Source organism: Streptomyces sp. SDr-06 (assembly GCF_003324565.1).
Classification (GTDB): domain Bacteria; phylum Actinomycetota; class Actinomycetes; order Streptomycetales; family Streptomycetaceae; genus Streptomyces.
Window position 1 is genome coordinate 219,491 of the sequence record NZ_QOLA01000002.1, and the last position, 19,091, is coordinate 238,581.

Genomic DNA, 19,091 nt, shown 5'->3' on the forward strand with positions numbered 1-19,091 from the left:
CGCGCGAGCGGTACGTCACGCGAGCCCCAGGGCGAACACCGCGAAGCCCGCCGCGAGCAGCCCCGCAGCTGCCCGGCGGGCCTTCGTCGCCCCGGCCCAGGGGGCCTCGAAGCCGCGCGCGTAGCGGGCGATCGCCACGAGCAGCACCGCGAACACCGGCATCCAGGCGAGCCGTTCACCGATCCAGGCCAGGGTGTCGGGCGCGGTGGTCAGGCCCGGCACCCGCCCCGCGAAGGAGGCCGGCACGGCGGCCGCCAGCATCGCCGTCTGGTGCCAGCACAGGATGGTCATCGCGGACAGGTTGACGACCACGACCGGCGCCCACAGCGCGGGCCGCCTCAGCCAGCCCGCGATCCTGTCCCGCAGCAGGATCGCGACGCCGGACTGCGCCGCGGCCAGCGCGAGCACCAGCAGCGACGGCGGATGCGAGTTCGTCCGCGCCTCTCCGGGCACGCCGACCATGGACGCCGGGTAGTGGAACAGGACGAGCAGCGCGGCGAACAGCAGCGTCCCGCCGCCGAACAGCAGCCACGCGCCCTTGCGGCCGATCCTCTTCTCGCCCCAGGAGACGCCGAGTTGGTACGCGAACATCCAGCCCGGCAGGATGTTGACCAGCGCGAGCCAGGACGGCATGGCGTCGGCGTACGGCCCGTAGCGCAGGAAGTCCACGAGGGCGACGACACCGAGCAGGGGCGCCGCGGCCCACCCGCCGAGCCGCCGCGCCGTCCGCACGCAGTACGGCGTGAGCGCGGTGACGGCGACGTACACACCGACGAACCACAGGGGCTGGATCACCAGTGTCGACCCGGTGCGCAGCGTGTCGTGCGGGACACCGAGGGCGTACAGGACAGGGACCATCGCGGCCCATACGGCGGTGACGCCGAGCACGGGCCGCCCGAGCCGGGCGATCCGCCCCTTCAGCCACTGGACGGTCGACCCCGTCCTGCGGTGGAAGGACAGCACCGAGGCATAGCCGCCGACCAGGAAGAAGATCCCGAGCATCTGCAGGACCCAGCCGGCCGGGGCGAACGCGGCGAAGGAGGACAGCGGGCTCGCGTTGTGCAGCGCGCCCGCGTCGTCACGGGTGAAGCCGCCGAGCAGCCAGTGCCCGGTCGGCACGGCGAGCAGCGCGAGGGCGCGCAGCCCGTCGATCGCGCGGTCGCGGTGGGCGGGGGTGCGTCGCTCGATGTCCGCGACGGCCCGGGTGAGCGCGCTCATCGGACCTCTCCGGTCTCTCCGGTGGCGATGGCGGCGAACGCCGCGAGGGACTGGGTGCCGGGAGCGAAGTAGCCGGTGTGGCCCCGCGCGTCCCCGGCGGGCACCCGCCGGGCGCCGAAGGACGGGTCGGTGGGATCGGCGCCGTGGCCGAGCCCCGCGAACTCGACGTGCGGCACGTCGTCGATCCAGTCGGAGGGGTCCTTCGCGGCCCACACGCGGGCCTCGGTGCGCAGATCGGCCACGGTGTCGGCGCGCATGCCGGGGGAGCCGAGCGCCACGATGTCCGAGGCGTCGGTGTCCTCGGCCGCGAGCCCGCACACGACCGATCCGTAGCTGTGGCAGAACAGCACCGGGTCGGGCGCGCCGACCGCGTCGAGCCCCTCGGTGAGCCGGGTCAGCCGCTCGGCCCCGGCCTCGGCGAGCTTCCCGGTGGCGGCGTCGAGGCCGACACCGACCGGCGTGGTGTACCCGGCCCACGCGATCACGGCGGTCGCGCCGCGGGTCGCGCCCCGCAGCGCCGAGGCCATGCCGGCGGGGGTGCCGTACGGGTCGGTCGGGCGGTCGAAGGTGTCGGCGTCGATGTCGGACCCGGGCACGACGACGGCCACATGAGCGGCCCCGTCCAACTCCCCGTAGACCTGGGCCACTTGACCCCGCCCGCGCGGATCGAAGGCGAGGATCTGACGGCCGGGCCCGGCGAGCCGCGCGAACCGGGGGTCGTGGCTGTCCGTCACGGCGCGCCGGTTGGCCTCGTACCGCAGGTGTACGGGGGCGCCGTCCAGGTTCCCGACGACCTCGGGGTGGCGGCGGGCCAGGGTCCGCTGCTCCTGCTCGCTCAACCCCGCGAAGAACAGGGCGACTTCGCGGGGTGCCGCGCTCGCCGGGTCGGGCAGGGGGCGCCCGAGCACGGTGTCCGCCCGCCATGCCGCGGAGCCGGGCGGCGGCCCCGTGACGGCCTGCTGCGCGCCGGCCGTCGCCCAGCCCGCCGTTCCCGCGACGACCGTGACGGTCAACGCGGAAGCGATCAACGCCCTTCCGAACCGGCGCATGCGATTCCCTCTCCTCGTCCGTGTCCCTCGACGAGGGGGAAGGTAGGGAGGAGGTGGGGCGCGGGGCGTCACCCTGGGGGGCCAGGTGGGGAGTGCTACCTGGGTAGGGGGTGGGTGACCCGGGGGCGGCGGGTCGCTTACCGCTGTTTGGTGCTCGGGCCCCGGCCCCGCTTTCACCCGCGGACCGTGCGTGGCTGATCGCGCAGTTCCCCGCGCCCCTTGAACCCCCTTCGATCTGCGGACCGTGCTCGCTTCTCGCGCAGTTCCCCGCGCCCCTTGGCGGTACGGGTGCTGGGTCACGCTGGCATCCTCAGCCCGTCCGGCGTTTGAGGACGAGCGCCCTTAAGGCGCGAACGGGGTCTGGGGCGGAGCCCCAGGGGCACTTTCACCCCCGGAGGGTTTCGGGAAGGGGTGGGGTGGGGGCCTCCGGGGTCTGGGGCGGAGCCCCAGGAGGCGGTCGCCCAGGGCCCTGGGGCTAGCCGGGGTCGCCCGGGCGGACCACGCCGGATTCGTAGGCGAAGATCACCGCCTGGGCCCGGTCCCGAAGCCCGAGCTTCGCCAGCACCCGCCCGATATGCGTCTTCACCGTCTGCTCGGCCAGCACGAGCCGCCCCGCGATCTCCTGGTTCGACAACCCCCGCGCGATGAGTTCGAGCACCTCCGTCTCCCGGGGCGTGAGCCCCTGCAGACGCAGCGCCTCCGCCCCCCGCCGCGGAGCCGGCCGCTGCGCGGCGAAGTCCGCGATGAGGCGGCGCGTCACGGAGGGGGCGAGCAGCGCCTCACCCGCCGCGACGACCCGCACCGCCCCGATGAGGTCGGCCGGGGGCGCGTCCTTGAGCAGGAACCCGGACGCCCCGGCGCGCAGCGCCTCGTACACGTAGTCGTCGACGTCGAAGGTGGTCAGCATGAGCACCTTCGGGCGGTGCACGACGCCCGTCGGCGGGTCCAGGATCTCGCGGGCCGCGGCGAGCCCGTCCATCTCGGGGATGCGGACGTCCATGAGGACCACGTCCGGATGGGTCGAGCGGGCCACCCGCACTCCCTCGCGGCCGTCGGGCGCCTCGCCCACCACGTCGATGTCGGCCTGCGCCGAGAGCAGCGCTGCGAACCCCGCCCGCACCATGGCCTGGTCGTCGACGATGATCACGCGGATGGTCAACTGGCGTCCTTAGAGGGGGAGTTCGGGTGCGGAGGTGGGGTCGAGGGGCAGCCGCGCCGCCACCCGGAAGCCGCCGTCCGGCAGCGGCCCGGTGTCCAGCGACCCGCCGGTCAACCGTACGCGTTCGCGCATGCCGACGAGGCCGTGGCCGGTACCGGAGCCCTCCAGCGGCGAAGTGCGGTCGGCCGCCGGGCCGTTGACGACGACCACCGTCAGATGCCGGCCGTCGGCCGTGACGGAGACGCGGGTCGTGGCGCCCGGCGCGTGCCGTACGACGTTGGCGAGCGCCTCTTGCACGATCCGGTACGCCGACAGGTCGACCGCGGGCGGCAGCGCGGGCAGCTCACCGGAGAGCGAGAGCCCGACCGGCAGTCCCGCGCGTACGGTCGCCTCGACGAGCTGCTGGAGGCGGTCCACGCCGGGCTGGGGCGCGCGCTCGCCGCCGCCCCCGCCGCTGCCGTCGCTGCGCAGCACCGCGAGCAGCCGGCGCATCTCGCCGAGCGACTCCCGGGCGCTGGACGCGATGGACTCGAACTCCCCGCGGGCCGCCTCGTCGAGCCCGGCCAGCCGGTAGGGCGCCGAGTCGGCCTGCACGGTGATCACCGACATGTGGTGGGCCACCACGTCGTGCAGCTCGCGCGCGATCCGGGCGCGTTCCTCCAGGAGGGTGCGCTGGGCGCGTTCGGCCTCGCTGATGGTCTCCTGCTCGGCGACCCGCCGTTCGGCCTCCGCGCGGGTGCGTACCGCGCCCGCGAAGGCCAGCACCACGCCCGAGAGCACGAACAGCAGGACGTAGGTGCTGCTGGAGCCGCGGGGCGCGAAGGCGCCCAGCGCCACACTGGCCGCACCCGTCACCAGCCACAGCACGACGAGGGTGCGGGTCGTCTCGCGCAGTCCGAGACAGACCATGAGGACCAGGTAGCCGATGATCACCGTCGGCGTCCACGGCCAGGAGCGCCCCGCCGTCTCGCCGTGGAGGAGCACCAGCGCGCCGAGCACGTCGGCGCCGAAGACGATCAGCCAGGCCGGAAGCGGCCGGGTCACGGCGAGCAGCAGCGGCACGGTCTGGGCCACGCCGAGCGCCCCGGCCCAGCCGCCGTCCAGCCGGTAGTCGTTGGCGAGCACGGTGATGGTGACCGGCAGCAGCACCAGCACGAAGACACCGGCGACGACGTACGGACTCCACCGCTGCCAGCGCCTGGGCGCCTGCCAGAACAGGGGCCGGGTGGCTTCGGCGGGGGGCCGCAGCAGGGCGAGGGCTCTTCGGGAGGCGGGTGCGATCTTCATGGCCCGGCCAGCGTAGGCAGGATCGGCCCGCCACGCGTCATACCGGGGTGCCACCCGGGTCTCGCACCCGGGTATCACGCCGGGCGGCGCCGCACCCGCTACAGCTCGGCAAGCAGCTCCGCCTTCTTGGCGCTGAACTCGTCGTCGGTGACCAGTCCCGCCTGGTGCAGGTCGCCGAGGTGGCGGATCCTTTCCGCGATGTCGGCGGGATCGCGCCGCCCCGCCGCGACCGGGACCGGCTGGTGCGGGATGGAGACGCCGCCCCCGTTCCGTACCGCCGCGAGGACCGCCGCCGCGAACGGCAGCGACTCGTGCACCGGGCCGTAACCGAGGCCGAAGACCACGGCCGCCGGGTCGAGGTCGGCCGGGGCGGCGTCGTCGCCCTCGCGGCGCAGCAGCCGCAGGTAGCCGTCGAAGACCTCGGGGGAGCGCCACTCGACGCCGCTCAGCGCGGCCAGCGGAAAGGTCTGGTCGCCGGCCTTCCACTTCTCCGAGGACGCGCCCGTCCAGAACCAGCGGAAGGTGACCTGGTGCCCGTCGAAGGCGGCCTTGGCGTCGTACGCCTTGAAGTTCAGCGGGGCCTCGGGGGCCGCCACCAGATGGCGGTCGGCGGGTTGCGAGGCGAGCGGCACCAGAGCGTCGCGCAGTTCGTCCGCGTAGTACTCGGCGAGCGTCTCGCGCTCGGCCGGAAGCACCAGGCGGTAGGGATCGCAGGACTCCTTCAGCTGACCCGCCGCGGCGTCCATCAGTGGATCGGCGCCCGGTCTCGGCACCGCGTGCAGCACCACCGTGCCGCGTTTGCCCTGGGACAGCGTCACCGACTCCAACGCCTCGTAGGGGATGCGTCGTTCGCGCAGCGCCTGGAACAGCTTCGGCGCGCGGATCCCCCGTTCGAAGCGGATGAGCACGGAGTCGGACTCGAACTCCCAGGTGGCATGAATTCCGGCCAGCACATCACCCATGCGCCTCATCGTAGGCGGCGCGCGCCCGCGCGTCCCCCCTCGGAGAAAACCCCGTCCGGGAGCGGGTGCTCCGGCGATCACACGGTGTCTACGCGTGTCAGCCCGCCGGAGCCTCCGTCAAGCCGCCGACCGGTCGGAAATCCCGCTGCCGCACACGGCGCCGCCGTCGGCACAGCCGACCGTCTGGTATGCGCCAACTCCGATGGCCGCGAAGTTGGCGAGGCTCTTGGTGCCCGGCTCGAAATAACCGGTGTGGCCGATGGCTCCGGCCGCCGAGAGGACCCGGGCGCCGAAGGCCGCCGAGACCGGGTCGGCGCCGTGGCCGAGGCCCGCGACGTCGAGGTACGGCACGTCCTGGATCCAGTCGTCCTTGTCGCGCATGGCCCAGACCCGCGCCGAGGTGTCCAGCTGGGCGGCGTTGCGCACCCGCATGCCCGGGCTGCCGGCCACCGCGATGTCGCTGACCCGGGGCGGCAGTCCGCGTGTGGAGACCCCGCACACCACCGAGCCATAGCTGTGGCAGAACAGCTCGACCGAGGAACTGCCGGGCAGCGCGCGCACCATCGCGGACAGCCGTACGGCACCGTCCTCGGCCAGTTTGCCGATGGCCGCATCCATGCCGAGTCCGGCGGGCGCGGTGTAGTCGGCCCAGGCGATGACGGCGGTCCGGGTGTCCGGGGCGGCTGCCCGCTCGGCCGCGTACAGCGACTCGGCCATGCCGACCGGGGCGGTGTTCCTGCGGTTGGACTTCTCGAAGGTCAGGACGTCGGTGTCGACTCCGGGCACGATCACCGACACCCGCTGGGCGTGGTCCAGGTCACCGAAGACCTCCGCGACCCGGCCGGTGTCGGAGGGGTCGAAGGCGAGGATCTGGCGGCCGTCGTCGAGCAGGGACTCGAACCGGTGCATCCGGCGGCTCGCGTCCAGGCGGCCGTCGGCGGTGAGCCGGGTGTCGACCATGCGTTTCTGCTCGACCGCGCGGGCCTCGCCGAGCGCCACCCGGTTGGCCCGGTAGCGCAGGGGCACGGGGGCGCCGTTCATGTTGCCCACGACCAGCGGGTAGCGGTCGGCGAGTTCTCCCCGCTCGGTGGCGGTGAGCGAGCCGAAGAAGTGCGCGAGCTGCTGGGCGGTGGAGTCCGCCTTGGGCAGCTTGTGGCCGTCTATGGTGCCCCGGGCCCAGGCGGCCAGGGAGGTCGCGCGCGGCTCGGAGTCGGCCGCGTGGCCGCGGATCGCCGTCCAGCCGGAGGTCGCGAGCATGACGAACACGACGGCGAGCGCGAGCAGCGCGCGCCAGACGTTGAGCGTGGGGGAGGAGTCGAAGGAAGTCACTGCGGACCACAGTAGGAGACCCTGGAGGTCCACTGGGCTGACAGTGACTCAGATCACGTTTGAGCGGGGAGTGGTCTCACGAAGAGCGCGCGCGGGCGCACGCTCCGTACGGCTCGGCCACGTTCGGGCGCGGCTCGGACACGCATCCGGAGGAGGTTCCGGTGTGCGTCCTTCGCCCGGCGCGGCCTCGCCGGGGCCCCGCGTCCTCGGCGTGGCTCAGTCGCGCCAGTCGTCGGCCAGGGCGGGGACGAGGTGGTCCAGGTAGTTCGCGGTCAGGTCGCGGATCGCGGCCACGCTCGGGTCCTTGCGCTGCCCCCACTGGCCGCCCGCCACCCGCATCACGCCGGTGAAGGCGGCCACGGCCACCCGGGGGCGCGGGTCGGCGTCCACGTCGAGGCCCTCGCGCTCGGCGATGAGCCGCGCGACCTGCTCCTCCAGCTCCGCCGAGCGGCGCAGGTGGACGGCGAGCAGCGCCGGAGTCGACTCGATCACCTGGTACGTCCGCATGTAGAGGGCGACCGGCACCACGGGGGACAGGAGCTCCTCGATGGTGTCCCAGGCCGACAGCGCGGCCCGGCGCATGGCGGTGAACGGGCCCTCGGCGGGCGGCCGTTCGCGCAGCGCGTTCACGAAGTGCGACTCGATCGTGTCCTGGGCCGCGAAGACCACGGCCTCCTTGTTGGCGAAATAGCGGAAGAAGGTGCGCTGCGAGACGTCGACCGCGTCCGCGATCTCGTCCACGGTCGTCCGCTCGTACCCCTTGGTGGTGAACAGCTCCAGGGCCACCCGCAGCAGCGCGTCGCGGGTGCGCTGTTTCTTCCGCTCGCGCAGTCCGCCGACCGGCGCCATCGGGTGCTGCTCCACCGTCACTTCAAGGTCCTCTTTCAGTCAATCTGGCGTGTTCAGCTTAGCTGTGAGCGACGTGACAGCCGCCGACTTGTGAAATGGTTTGTCAACTGTCAGCGGCTGACATTAGCCTCGATGGCATGACTAGTCAGACCACCGTCGAGAAGGCGCCACAGGACGAGATACCGCCGCCGGCCAGGGGGCTGCGCGGCCACCCCTGGCTGACGCTCTTCGCCGTGGCCATCGGCGTCATGATGGTGGCGCTCGACGGCACCATCGTGGCGATCGCCAACCCCGCCATCCAGAAGGACCTCGGAGCCTCGCTCCAGGACGTCCAATGGATCACCAACGGTTACATGCTGGCCCTGGCGGTCTCCCTGATCACCGCGGGCAAGCTCGGTGACCGGTTCGGGCACCGCCAGACCTTCCTCATCGGCGTCGTCGGCTTCGGCGCCGCCTCGGGGGCCATCGGCCTCTCCCACAGCGTCACCTTCGTCATCGCCTTCCGTGTGCTGCAGGGTCTGTTCGGCGCGCTGCTGATGCCGGCCGCGCTCGGCCTGCTGCGCGCCACCTTCCCGGCCGAGAAGCTGAACATGGCGATCGGCATCTGGGGCATGGTCATCGGCGCCTCCACCGCGGGCGGCCCGATCCTGGGCGGTGTGCTCGTCGAGCACGTCAGCTGGCAGTCCGTCTTCTTCATCAACGTGCCGGTCGGTGCCATCGCGCTCGTCCTCGGCCTGCTGATCCTGCTCGACCACCGCGCGGAGAACGCGCCGAGGTCGTTCGACATCCTCGGCATCGTGCTGCTGTCGGGCGCGATGTTCTGCATGATCTGGGCGCTGATCAAGGGCTCGGAGTACGGCTGGGGCAGCGGCAGGACCCTCGGGTTCATCGCGGCCGCGGTGATCGGCTTCGTCCTCTTCGCCTTCTGGGAGACGAAGGTCAGGGAACCGCTCATCCCGCTCAACCTGTTCCGCTCCGTACCGCTGTCGGCGGGCACGATCCTCATGATCCTGATGGCGTTCGCCTTCATGGGCGGGCTCTTCTTCGTCACCTTCTACCTGCAGAACGTGCACGGCATGTCGGCCGTCGACAGCGGCCTGCACCTGCTGCCGCTCACCGGCATGATGATCGTGGCCTCGCCGCTCGCGGGCGTACTGATCACCAAGCTCGGCCCGCGGGTCCCGCTGGTCGGCGGCATGGTCTGCACGGCCGTCGCCATGTTCGGCATGTCCCGGCTGACCATCGGCACCGGCACGCTGACGATGTCGATCTGGTTCGCCCTCCTCGGCCTGGGTCTCGCGCCGGTCATGGTCGGCGCCACCGAGGTCATCGTGGGCAACGCCCCCATCGAGCTGTCCGGTGTCGCGGGCGGGCTCCAGCAGGCGGGCATGCAGGTCGGCGGCTCGCTCGGCACCGCGGTGCTCGGCGCCGTGATGTCCTCGCGGGTCACCTCCGAGCTCCCGGACAACTGGGCCGCCGCCAAGCTGCCGCCGCTGTCGCCCGAGCAGTCCTCGGGGCTGTCCAAGGCGGTCGAGGTCGGCATGGGTCCGGTCCAGCCGGGCACGCCGCCGGAGATCGCGGCCAAGGTCGCCTCGGTCGCCCACGACACGTTCGTCTCGGGCATGAGCACCGCCTTCACCGTCGCCGGGATCGTCGCGGTGCTGGCCGCCGCGGTCGCCCTGTTCACCAAGCGCGGCGAGAACGCACCGGCGGGCGCGGGCGCGGGCCACATCTGATCCCGCCAACTCCCGTACGCGACAGCCCTGTCGGGCCCACCGGCAGGGCTTTCGCGTACCCCGGGCGACGCCGCTCGCCCCAAGTTCCGCGGGGGGCAGGGACGTTCAGGGTGTGGAGGAGCGAATGCGTGGTACCCGACTTCTTGAGGCCGAGCCGACCAACCCCAGGGAGTGATGATGGCGGGCTTCGGACACAGCACGCGTATGCGCAGGACCCTCCGGTCACGGAACCGCATGTGGCCCCGGACCGGGCCGGACCGCGCGACGCTCGGCATCGTCGGACTGGTCTGCGCGGTCGCGGGGTTCTTCGTCCTCGGGATCGTGCTCGGCCCGGTCGCGATCGCCTGCGGCTGGCTGGGCATGGGGCGCCGCTGGAACGGCGCACACCCCCTGCCCGCCCTGGTGGCCCTGGTCCTGGGCGCCATCGACACCCTGCTGGCCATCATCTGGCTGATAGGGGCGGCAAGCCTGGGCAACGGAGTCTTCTGACTCAGCCGCGAACACCGAGGGGCGGGTTCCCCAGGGAACCCGCCCCTCCACACGCATACGGGCCCACCTACCAGGGGCGCGAGGAACTGCGCGACCAGCCCCGCCAGACGGTCAGCCGAATCTCCGGCGCGCAACCCCGTGCCAGGACGCGACCGGGGTCACCTACAGGGGCGCGGGGAACTGCGCGACCAGCCCCGTCGGACGGTCAGCCGACCAACCCGCGCACCAACCCCCCGCTCACGATCCCGAACAGGCCCCGGAGGGCCTCCGCCGGGGAAGCCACCGGGCCGCCGGCCCGAGAAGTGACAGGGGCCGAGGGGAAGAACCCCGCAGCACTCATCACCCCCCGAGCCCCAAGACCAGCGGATGCGGCCTACGCGTCGCCCCCCGCAGCCCCGGGATCGGCCGCCGTGACATCCAGCAACCGGTACCGGTCGACCGCCTGCTTCAACGCCGACCGGTCGACCTTGCCCTCGCGGGCCAGCTCCGTGAGGACCGCCAGCACGATGGACTGCGCGTCGATGTGGAAGAAGCGCCGCGCGGCACCCCGCGTGTCCGCGAAGCCGAACCCGTCCGCGCCCAGCGACTGGTACGTGCCCGGCACCCAGCGCGCGATCTGGTCCGGAACCGCCCGCATCCAGTCGGAGACGGCCACGAACGGACCCTGCGCGCCCTGGAGCTTGCGCGTGACATAGGGGACGCGCTGCTCCTCCTCGGGGTGCAGGAGGTTGTGCTCCTCCACCTCGACGGCCTCGCGGCGCAGCTCGTTCCAGGAGGTGGCGGACCAGACGTCGGCTCGTACGTTCCACTCCTCGGCGAGGATCCGCTGCGCCTCGACGGCCCACGGCACGGCCACGCCGGACGCCAGGATCTGCGCCGGGATGGAGCCCGAAGTACCCGCGGCGAAGCGGTGGATGCCCTTGAGGATGCCGTCCACGTCGACGTCCGCCGGCTCGGCCGGATGCTGGATCGGCTCGTTGTAGACGGTGAGGTAGTAGAAGACGTCCTCGCTGTCCGGGCCGTACATCCGGCGCAGGCCGTCCTGCACGATGTGCGCGATCTCGTAGCCGAACGCCGGGTCGTAGGCGACACAGGCCGGGTTGGTCGAGGCGAGCAACTGCGAGTGGCCGTCCGCGTGTTGCAGGCCCTCGCCGGTCAGCGTCGTACGCCCGGCGGTCGCGCCGAGCACGAACCCGCGCGCCAACTGGTCGGCCATCTGCCAGAACTGGTCGCCGGTGCGCTGGAAACCGAACATCGAGTAGAAGACGTACACCGGGATCAGCGGCTCGCCGTGCGTGGCGTACGCCGAGCCCGCGGCGATCAGCGAGGCAGTGCAGCCCGCCTCCGAGATGCCGTCGTGCAGCATCTGCCCGGTCGGCGACTCCTTGTAGGCGAGCAGCAGTTCGCGGTCGACCGCCTCGTACTGCTGGCCCAGCGGGTTGTAGATCTTGGCGCTCGGGAAGAACGCGTCCATGCCGAAGGTGCGGTACTCGTCGGGGGCGATCAGCACGAACCGCTTGCCGATCTCCTTGTCCCGCATCAGGTCCTTCAGGATGCGGACGAACGCCATCGTGGTGGCGATCGACTGCTGGCCCGAGCCCTTCTTGGCCACCGCGTACGTCTTGTCCTCCGGCAGGGCCAGCGGCTTCGAACGCACCACACGGGTCGGCACGTAGCCGCCGAGCCCGAGCCGGCGGTCGTGCATGTACTGGATCTCCTCGGACTTGCGGCCCGGGTGGTAGTACGGCGGCGCGCCGGACTCCAGCTCCTTGTCCGTGATCGGGATGTGCAGCCGGTCGCGGAAGCCCTTGAGGTCGTCGACCGTCAGCTTCTTCATCTGGTGGGTCGCGTTGCGGCCCTCGAAGTTCGGGCCGAGCGTCCAGCCCTTGACGGTGTGCGCCAGGATCACGGTCGGCTGGCCCTTGTGCGCCTTGGCCGCCGAGAACGCCGCGAAGATCTTCTTGTGGTCGTGGCCGCCGCGTCCGAGGTGCAGGATCTGCTGGTCGGTCATGCCCTCGACCATGGCGCGCAGCCGGTGGTCGTCGCCGAAGAAGTGCTCCCGGATGTAGGCGCCGGTCTCGGTGGCGTACGTCTGGAACTGGCCGTCCGGCGTGGTGTTCATCTTGTTGACCAGGATGCCGTCGCGGTCCTGGGCGAGCAGCGGGTCCCAACTGCGGTCCCAGATCAGCTTGATGACGTTCCATCCGGCGCCGCGGAACTGCGATTCCAGCTCCTGGATGATCTTGCCGTTGCCGCGCACCGGCCCGTCGAGGCGCTGGAGGTTGCAGTTGACCACGAACGTCAGGTTGTCCAGGTTCTCGCGCGCCGCGATGGACAGCTGGCCGAGCGACTCGGGCTCGTCCATCTCGCCGTCGCCGAGGAACGCCCACACGTGCGAGTTGGAGGTGTCGGCGATGCCGCGCGCCTCCATGTAGCGGTTCATCCGCGCCTGGTAGATCGCGCCGAGCGGACCGAGGCCCATCGAGACGGTCGGGAACTCCCAGAAGTCCGGCATGAGCCGGGGGTGCGGATAGGAGGAGAGCCCGTACGGCGCCTTCGACTTCTCCTGCCGGAACGCGTCGAGCTGCTGCTCGCTGAGGCGGTCGAGCAGGTAGGCGCGGGCGTAGATGCCGGGGGAGGCGTGGCCCTGGAAGAAGATCTGGTCGCCGCCGTCCTCCTCCTTGCCGCGGAAGAAGTGGTTGAAGCCCACGTCGTACAGCGAGGCGGAGGAGGCGAAGGTGGCGATGTGGCCGCCGACGCCGATGCCCGGGCGCTGGGCCCGGGAGACCATCACGGCCGCGTTCCAGCGGGTCGCGTTGAGGACCTTGCGCTCGATCTCCTCGTTGCCGGGGAAGAACGGCTCGTCCTTGGTGGCGATCGTGTTGACGTAGTCCGAGCTGCGCATCTCGGGCACGGCCACGCGCTTCTCGCGGGCCCGCTCGATCAGCCGGAGCATCAGATAGCGGGCTCGTTCCCGGCCGCGTTCGTCGACGGCGGCGTCCAGGGAGTCGAGCCACTCCCGGGTCTCTTCGGGATCGAAGTCCGGGACCTGGCTCGGCAGGCCGCCAATGATGATCGGGTTGCGATCGGATCCGGAAGCCACGCTGTTCCTTCACTGTCGGGGGAATGCGGAAGACAGCCAATTCTGCGCCGCATCCCATCGTGTACCGCTGGGGCGCAAACGTCATCTCTACTGAGAGGTAACTGAGGGGTAACCGTCACCGGAGCAGGAAGTAGGCTCGGAGCCTGGACGGGTCGGGCCAAATCGCAACCTTACGCTCAACCCGGCCAAGCGTTCCCGAAGGGTGTTCGGGCCCGAGTGGGGCACCCGAAGGAACACAACGGAGCAAACGGTCACCAAAGGTGTGGGATGAATCACCGGCGGGGATGCGGATGTCCCTGAACACGGCCACACTGACCCCCAAAGGGCGGGTTCGGGGGCCGGGTACTTGCGAGATTCGTCCCGCCCGTGTGGACTACGCCCAATGCCACGCGTATGCGCGCGGCTGCAGAACTTACCGAATCAAGATCAGGAGGCAAGCCGTGAGCGCGACCGCGGACCACGCGGAGGAGCGGACCAACCCGGCCGGAAGGCTGGGGTTCGAGCCCGGACAGGTGGTCCAGGAGATCGGTTACGACGACGACGTCGACCAGGATCTCCGCGAGGGCATCGAGTCCCTGATTGGCCAGGATCTCGTCGATGAGGACTATGACGACGTCGCCGACGTCGTACTGCTGTGGTTCCGCGACGAGGACGGCGACCTTACGGACGCCCTGGTGGACGCCATCGGCCTTCTGGAGGACGGCGGCACGATCTGGCTGCTGAGCCCGAAGACCGGCCGGGACGGCTACGTCGAGCCCAGCGACATCAACGACGCCGCGCAGACCGCCGGCCTGTCGCCGGCCAAGAGCGTCAGCGTCGGCAAGGACTGGTCGGGCACCCGCCTGAAGTCCCCGAAGCGCTGATCCTCCCCACACGCCCTCAGGGCCCCCTCAGGCAGCCGCCTGAGGGGGCCCTGTGCGTGGGCGGGTGCGTAGGGTGGGGTTCACCAGAACGGCCCACTGAAGGGAAGGCGTTTCCATGGCTATCGAGGTCGGCACCAAGGCCCCGGAGTTCGAGCTCAAGGACAACCACGGCAGGACCGTGAAGCTCAGCGACTTCCGCGGTGAGAAGAACGTGGTGCTGCTCTTCTACCCGTTCGCCTTCACCGGCGTGTGCACGGGCGAGCTGTGCGAACTGCGCGACAACCTGCCGAAGTTCGTGAACGACGACACCCAGCTGCTCGCCGTCTCCAACGACTCCATCCACACCCTGCGCGTCTTCGCCGAGCAGGAGGGCCTGGAGTACCCGCTGGTCTCCGACTTCTGGCCGCACGGCGAGGTCAGCCGCGCCTACGGAGTCTTCGACGAGGACAAGGGATGCGCGGTGCGCGGCACCTTCATCATCGACAAGGAGGGCGTGGTCCGCTGGACCGTCGTGAACGCCCTGCCGGACGCGCGCGACCTGAACGAGTACCTCAAGGCGCTCGACACCATCTGACCGCGGCATGCCGTCCGGCCCCGGTCCGGCCGACACCGCTGACGTTCGGCCGAATCGTCTGTTTGACCCGGGAACCGGTTACTAGGATCCATTCGTTGATCCGATGCCAACGCACGACGGGGACGCTGACCAAGCCGGCCCCTCACACCATTGGGAGGACTCGTGGGAGTCAGCCTCAGCAAGGGCGGCAACGTCTCGCTGACCAAGGCCGCCCCCAACCTGACCGCGGTCATCGTCGGTCTGGGCTGGGACGCACGCACCACCACCGGGGGTGACTTCGACCTGGACGCCAGCGCCCTGCTGACCAATGACCAGGGCAAGGTCACCAACGACTCGAACTTCGTGTTCTTCAATAACCTCAAGAGCCCCGACGGCTCCGTCGAGCACCAGGGTGACAACCTCACCGGTGAGGGCGAGGGCGACGACGAGGTCATCAAGGTGAACCTGGCCGCCGTGCCGGCCGACGTCGCCAAGATCGTCTTCCCGGTCTCGATCTACGAGGCCGAGAGCCGCCAGCAGTCCTTCGGCCAGGTGCGCAACGCGTACATCCGCGTCGTGAACCAGGCGGACAACAGCGAGCTGGCCCGGTACGACCTGAGCGAGGACGCCTCGACGGAGACCGCGATGGTCTTCGGCGAGCTGTACCGCAACGGCGCGGAGTGGAAGTTCCGCGCCATCGGCCAGGGCTACGCCTCGGGCCTGCGCGGCATCGCGCAGGACTTCGGCGTCAACGTCTGAGCCGACCGCTCTCTCCGTCCGGCGCCGCACCTTTCCGGTGCGGCGCCGGACGTGCTCACCAGCTGTTCCACTTCTCGGGGAGGACACGAACATGGGCGTCACGCTCGCCAAGGGAGGCAATGTCTCCCTCTCCAAGGCCGCACCGAACCTCACGCAGGTGCTCGTCGGTCTCGGCTGGGACGCGCGCTCCACCACCGGAGCCGACTTCGACCTCGACGCCAGCGCCCTGCTGTGCGCGAACGGGCGGGTGCTCGGCGACGAGTACTTCGTCTTCTACAACAATCTCAAGAGCCCCGAGGGGTCGGTCGAGCACACCGGGGACAACCTGACCGGTGAGGGCGAGGGCGACGACGAGTCGCTCATCGTGGACCTGACGAAGGTGCCCGCCGCCTGCGACAAGATCGTCTTCCCGGTCTCGATCCACGACGCGGACAACCGCGGCCAGACCTTCGGCCAGGTGGCCAACGCGTTCATCCGCGTCGTCAACCAGGCCGACGGCCAGGAGCTGGCCCGGTACGACCTGAGCGAGGACGCCTCGACGGAGACCGCGATGATCTTCGGCGAGCTCTACCGGTACAGCGGCGAGTGGAAGTTCCGTGCTGTTGGTCAGGGGTACGCATCGGGGCTGCGGGGCATCGCTCTAGACTTCGGGGTCAACGTCTCCTAAAGAGATCGCCCGGTTGCGTTCAAATCGAGTGCCGTCGAGGGCGGTCCCTGACGGGGGCCCGGGGGCCTTCCCCGGGAGACAGCAGCGTCAAGCCGTGCGCGGTGCGGGGGGACACCCGCTCTACGTGGGGTCGGCCCGCTCTACACGATGGGGAAGTCAGTGCTACTGAAAACCTTCGGCTGGTCGTTCGCGATCACCGCGATCGGCCTGGCCCTGGCCGTGCTCTACGACGGCTGGACCGCCTTCGGGGTCGTCGCCATCCTGGCGGTCCTGGAGATCTCGCTGTCCTTCGACAACGCGGTGGTCAACGCCGGGATCCTGAAGAAGATGAACGCCTTCTGGCAGAAGATCTTCCTCACGGTCGGCGTGCTCATCGCCGTCTTCGGCATGCGACTGCTCTTCCCCGTCGTCATCGTCGCGATCAGCGCCAAGATCGGCCCGGTCGACGCGGTCGACCTGGCGCTGAACGACGCCGACCGCTACCAGCAGCTGGTGACCGACGCGCACCCGTCGATCGCCGCCTTCGGTGGCATGTTCCTGTTGATGATCTTCCTCGACTTCATCTTCGAGGACCGCGACATCAAGTGGCTCGCCTGGCTGGAGCGCCCGCTGGCCAAGCTCGGCAAGATCGACATGCTGTCGGTCTGCATCGCCCTGGTCGTCCTGCTCATCGCCTCCATGACGTTCGCCACCCATGCCCACCAGCACGGCGGCGCCCACGTCGACAAGGCACAGACCGTCCTGATCTCCGGCATCGCCGGTCTCATCACGTACCTCGTCGTGGGCGGGCTCTCCGGCTTCTTCGAGAACCGCCTCGAAGAGGACGAGGAGCGCGAGCACGAGGCCGAGGAGGAGGCCAGGCGCACCGGCAGCAAGGTTTCCGCCGTCGCCATGGCCGGCAAGGCCGCGTTCTTCATGTTCCTCTACCTGGAGGTCCTGGACGCGTCGTTCTCCTTCGACGGCGTCATCGGCGCCTTCGCGATCACCAACGACATCGTCCTGATGGCGCTCGGCCTCGGCATCGGCGCGATGTACGTCCGGTCGCTCACCGTCTACCTGGTCCGCCAGGGCACCCTCGACGACTACGTCTACCTGGAGCACGGGGCGCACTACGCGATCGGTGCGCTCGCCGTGATCCTCCTGGTCACCATCCAGTACGAGATCAACGAGGTCATCACCGGCCTCGTCGGCGTCGTCCTGATCGCCTGGTCCTTCTGGTCCTCGGTGCGCCGCAACCGGCGGATCGCGGCGGACGGCGGCGAGGATTCCAGCGAACGGGCGGAAGTCGGCTCCGGGGTGTGACCCCGGTGCTTCCGGAGCGCACGCCCCGGGGCGTGTGATCCGCCTTCGATTGAGGAACGCTCTCTGCGGGGCGGTCACGAGGTCTCGGCCTCACCGACCGCCCCGCAGTCGCTCGTGCGGGGACAGTTCACGGACCGATGGGGTGGGGGCAATGGCGTTCTGGGACGGCGTGTGGCGGGGCAGGGCCTCACAGTTCGACTCGGGCAGCGCGGCGACCAACACGATCGAGCTGACCCGACGGCACAACACGGTCTCGCTCGGGAAGCAGGGCGCCAACACCGGCAGCCTGCGGGTCAACCTGTCCTGGCGGATGCGGACCTCGGACTTCGGGGGCAAGCCCGACCAGAGCGGGCGGCTGCTGCGCCACCCGCTCAAGTTCTTCAAGCCGGAGATGGTCCAGGGGCACACCCAGTCCATGGTCAACGTCGACCTGGACCTCGGCTGCCTGTACGAACTCCAGGACGGCACCAAGGGCGTGGTCCAGCCGCTGGGCAACTTCCTGGGCGCCACCAACAAGCCGCCCTACGTGGAGTGCAGCGGCGACGACCGGTTCGGCTCGGCGTCGGGCGAGACCATCTTCATCAACCTGGACCACCGCGACGACATAAAGCGGCTGCTGGTCTTCGTCTACATCTACGACCAGACCCCGGCCTTCGACCGCACCCACGCCAAGGTGACGCTCTACCCGAGCAACGGCCCACGCATCGAGATCGAGCTCGACGAGCGCGCCCCCGAGGCCCGCTCCTGCGCCGTCGTCTCCATCGAGAACATCAAGGGCGACATGGTGGTGCGGCGCGAGGTGAAGTTCGTGTACGGCTTCCAGGCTGAGCTGGACCGCCTGTACGGCTGGGGCCTCCAGTGGGGCCGCGGCTACAAGACCAAGGCGTGAGCCGCCGCCCTACGGGCGGATGAACTGCGGCCCCATGGGTGGCAGGACGAACGCGGGGTCGGGCGCGGGTGCCGGAACGGCGGGCTGGGGGTAGCCGTACGCGGGCTGCGGCGAGGCCGGCTGCGGATAGCCGTACGACGGCTGCGCGGGGGGCGGCTGGGTGGGCGGCGCGGGGTGCGGGTAGCCGTAGACGGGCTGGGCCGCGTGCTGCGGGAGCGGCTGGGGCACGGACGGCGCACTGGGCGCGCTGTCGCCGCTGTCCGTGCCGTCTGTGCTGGCCGAGCTGTCTGTGCCGTCCGGGCTGTCGCCGTCGTCCACCGAGATCCCGTACTCCGTGGCGAGGCCCACCAGGCCGGTCGGGTAGCCCTGGCCCACCGCGCGGAACTTCCAGCCCTCGCCGCGGCGGTACAGCTCGCCGCAGATGATCGCCGTCTCCTCGCCGGTCTCCGGCTTCACGTCGAACAGCGCGACCGGCTCGGCCCCCGACACCGCCGCGTCGAACAGCAGGATCCGCAGATCGCGTACGGCACGGAAGGTCGCCCCGTCCGAAGACGCCGTGATCAGCACCCGGTCGACGGACCGGTCGAGCGCGGCCAGATCGGCCTCGACGGTGTCGGTGAGCCCCTCCGCGACGCGCTTCTTGGGCAGCCTGCGCACCAGGCCCGACGGATGGCGCGGCTGGTTGTAGAAGACGAAGTCCTCGTCGGAACGCACCCGGCCGTCGGCGGCGAGCAGCAGCGCCGAGGCGTCCACGTCCGGGACGTCGGCGCCGGGCGACCAGCGGAGTACGGCCCGTACGGCCGGGGCCTCCAGCGGGACGTTCGATCCCTTCAGCATCGCGTGCGTCATGCCCGTCATCCTGCCTCCCCGCGGGCCC

Annotated in this window: 17 protein-coding genes; 8 read left to right on the forward strand and 9 right to left on the reverse strand. The window is 70.7% G+C overall.

Going from position 1 to position 19,091, the window contains the following annotated elements; translation table 11 throughout:
• Positions 1-15: 15 nt before the first annotated feature.
• The 7 genes from DT019_RS05365 to DT019_RS05395 all read right to left on the reverse strand — a co-directional run bounded on the left by DT019_RS05365 (position 16) and on the right by DT019_RS05395 (position 7,853).
• A complete protein-coding gene (locus tag DT019_RS05365; RefSeq protein WP_114035468.1) occupies positions 16-1,218 on the reverse strand; it encodes an acyltransferase family protein in 1,203 nt (400 codons plus the stop codon).
• The gene (locus DT019_RS05370; protein ID WP_114035469.1) at positions 1,215-2,267 is read right to left on the reverse strand and encodes an alpha/beta hydrolase; all 1,053 of its coding nucleotides are present in this window, start codon (positions 2,265-2,267) and stop codon (positions 1,215-1,217) included. The genes DT019_RS05365 and DT019_RS05370 overlap by 4 nt, the downstream gene beginning before the upstream one ends.
• Before the next feature lie 475 nt (positions 2,268-2,742).
• Positions 2,743-3,426 carry a response regulator gene (locus tag DT019_RS05375; protein ID WP_114035470.1) on the reverse strand — a complete coding sequence of 228 codons (684 nt, stop codon included), beginning with the start codon at positions 3,424-3,426 and terminating at the stop codon, positions 2,743-2,745.
• A gap of 9 nt (positions 3,427-3,435) precedes the next feature.
• A complete protein-coding gene (locus DT019_RS05380) occupies positions 3,436-4,713 on the reverse strand; it encodes a sensor histidine kinase (protein WP_114035471.1) in 1,278 nt (425 codons plus the stop codon).
• Positions 4,714-4,811: 98 nt separating this feature from the next.
• Positions 4,812-5,675, reverse strand: a complete 864-nt coding sequence (locus tag DT019_RS05385) for a DUF4429 domain-containing protein (RefSeq protein ID WP_114035472.1) — start codon at positions 5,673-5,675, stop codon at positions 4,812-4,814.
• Positions 5,676-5,792: 117 nt separating this feature from the next.
• On the reverse strand, positions 5,793-7,004 hold the full coding sequence (locus DT019_RS05390; protein WP_114035473.1) for an alpha/beta hydrolase: 1,212 nt from the start codon (positions 7,002-7,004) through the stop codon (positions 5,793-5,795).
• A gap of 216 nt (positions 7,005-7,220) precedes the next feature.
• Positions 7,221-7,853, reverse strand: a complete 633-nt coding sequence (locus DT019_RS05395; protein ID WP_114036019.1) for a TetR family transcriptional regulator — start codon at positions 7,851-7,853, stop codon at positions 7,221-7,223.
• 137 nt (positions 7,854-7,990) lie between these two features.
• On the opposite strand from DT019_RS05395, the gene DT019_RS05400 reads away from it, so the two are divergent.
• On the forward strand, positions 7,991-9,589 hold the full coding sequence (locus tag DT019_RS05400) for an MFS transporter (RefSeq protein ID WP_114035474.1): 1,599 nt from the start codon (positions 7,991-7,993) through the stop codon (positions 9,587-9,589).
• Between the two features lie 174 nt (positions 9,590-9,763).
• Positions 9,764-10,078 (forward strand): small hydrophobic protein, encoded by a 315-nt coding sequence (locus DT019_RS05405; protein WP_114035475.1) that lies wholly within the window; start codon positions 9,764-9,766, stop codon positions 10,076-10,078.
• Between the two features lie 373 nt (positions 10,079-10,451).
• Here the strand turns inward: DT019_RS05405 and aceE are convergent, their stop codons facing one another.
• Entirely contained in the window at positions 10,452-13,181 is a 2,730-nt protein-coding gene (gene aceE, locus DT019_RS05410) for a pyruvate dehydrogenase (acetyl-transferring), homodimeric type (RefSeq protein WP_114035476.1), read from the reverse strand.
• Between the two features lie 440 nt (positions 13,182-13,621).
• Here aceE and DT019_RS05415 point away from each other — a divergent pair, with 440 nt between their 5' ends.
• From DT019_RS05415 to DT019_RS05440, 6 genes are all read left to right on the forward strand, one after another.
• Positions 13,622-14,044 carry a DUF3052 domain-containing protein gene (locus tag DT019_RS05415; protein WP_114035477.1) on the forward strand — a complete coding sequence of 141 codons (423 nt, stop codon included), beginning with the start codon at positions 13,622-13,624 and terminating at the stop codon, positions 14,042-14,044.
• Between the two features lie 115 nt (positions 14,045-14,159).
• On the forward strand, positions 14,160-14,618 hold the full coding sequence (locus DT019_RS05420; RefSeq protein WP_114035478.1) for a peroxiredoxin: 459 nt from the start codon (positions 14,160-14,162) through the stop codon (positions 14,616-14,618).
• 162 nt (positions 14,619-14,780) lie between these two features.
• Positions 14,781-15,356 (forward strand): TerD family protein, encoded by a 576-nt coding sequence (locus tag DT019_RS05425; RefSeq protein WP_114035479.1) that lies wholly within the window; start codon positions 14,781-14,783, stop codon positions 15,354-15,356.
• Positions 15,357-15,447: 91 nt separating this feature from the next.
• The gene (locus DT019_RS05430) at positions 15,448-16,023 is read left to right on the forward strand and encodes a TerD family protein (protein ID WP_114035480.1); all 576 of its coding nucleotides are present in this window, start codon (positions 15,448-15,450) and stop codon (positions 16,021-16,023) included.
• Between the two features lie 159 nt (positions 16,024-16,182).
• Positions 16,183-17,325 carry a DUF475 domain-containing protein gene (locus DT019_RS05435; RefSeq protein ID WP_114035481.1) on the forward strand — a complete coding sequence of 381 codons (1,143 nt, stop codon included), beginning with the start codon at positions 16,183-16,185 and terminating at the stop codon, positions 17,323-17,325.
• A 151-nt stretch (positions 17,326-17,476) separates the two neighbouring features.
• The gene (locus DT019_RS05440) at positions 17,477-18,214 is read left to right on the forward strand and encodes a Tellurium resistance (RefSeq protein ID WP_114035482.1); all 738 of its coding nucleotides are present in this window, start codon (positions 17,477-17,479) and stop codon (positions 18,212-18,214) included.
• 9 nt (positions 18,215-18,223) lie between these two features.
• Here the strand turns inward: DT019_RS05440 and DT019_RS05445 are convergent, their stop codons facing one another.
• Entirely contained in the window at positions 18,224-19,072 is an 849-nt protein-coding gene (locus DT019_RS05445) for a TerD family protein (protein ID WP_411292687.1), read from the reverse strand.
• Between the last annotated feature and the right edge of the window lie 19 nt (positions 19,073-19,091).

Excerpts from the sequence above, each read along its gene's own strand:
- DT019_RS05395 (WP_114036019.1), bottom strand. The coding sequence starts at position 7,853 with ATGGCGCCGGTCGGCGGACTGCGCGAGCGGAAGAAACAGCGCACCCGC.
- DT019_RS05385 (WP_114035472.1), bottom strand. The coding sequence starts at position 5,675 with ATGGGTGATGTGCTGGCCGGAATTCATGCCACCTGGGAGTTCGAGTCC.
- DT019_RS05370 (WP_114035469.1), bottom strand. The coding sequence starts at position 2,267 with ATGCGCCGGTTCGGAAGGGCGTTGATCGCTTCCGCGTTGACCGTCACG.
- DT019_RS05380 (WP_114035471.1), bottom strand. The coding sequence starts at position 4,713 with ATGAAGATCGCACCCGCCTCCCGAAGAGCCCTCGCCCTGCTGCGGCCC.
- DT019_RS05405 (WP_114035475.1), top strand. The coding sequence starts at position 9,764 with ATGATGGCGGGCTTCGGACACAGCACGCGTATGCGCAGGACCCTCCGG.
- DT019_RS05440 (WP_114035482.1), top strand. The coding sequence starts at position 17,477 with ATGGCGTTCTGGGACGGCGTGTGGCGGGGCAGGGCCTCACAGTTCGAC.
- DT019_RS05400 (WP_114035474.1), top strand. The coding sequence starts at position 7,991 with ATGACTAGTCAGACCACCGTCGAGAAGGCGCCACAGGACGAGATACCG.
- DT019_RS05445 (WP_411292687.1), bottom strand. The coding sequence starts at position 19,072 with ATGACGGGCATGACGCACGCGATGCTGAAGGGATCGAACGTCCCGCTG.
- DT019_RS05420 (WP_114035478.1), top strand. The coding sequence starts at position 14,160 with ATGGCTATCGAGGTCGGCACCAAGGCCCCGGAGTTCGAGCTCAAGGAC.
- DT019_RS05430 (WP_114035480.1), top strand. The coding sequence starts at position 15,448 with ATGGGCGTCACGCTCGCCAAGGGAGGCAATGTCTCCCTCTCCAAGGCC.
- DT019_RS05365 (WP_114035468.1), bottom strand. The coding sequence starts at position 1,218 with ATGAGCGCGCTCACCCGGGCCGTCGCGGACATCGAGCGACGCACCCCC.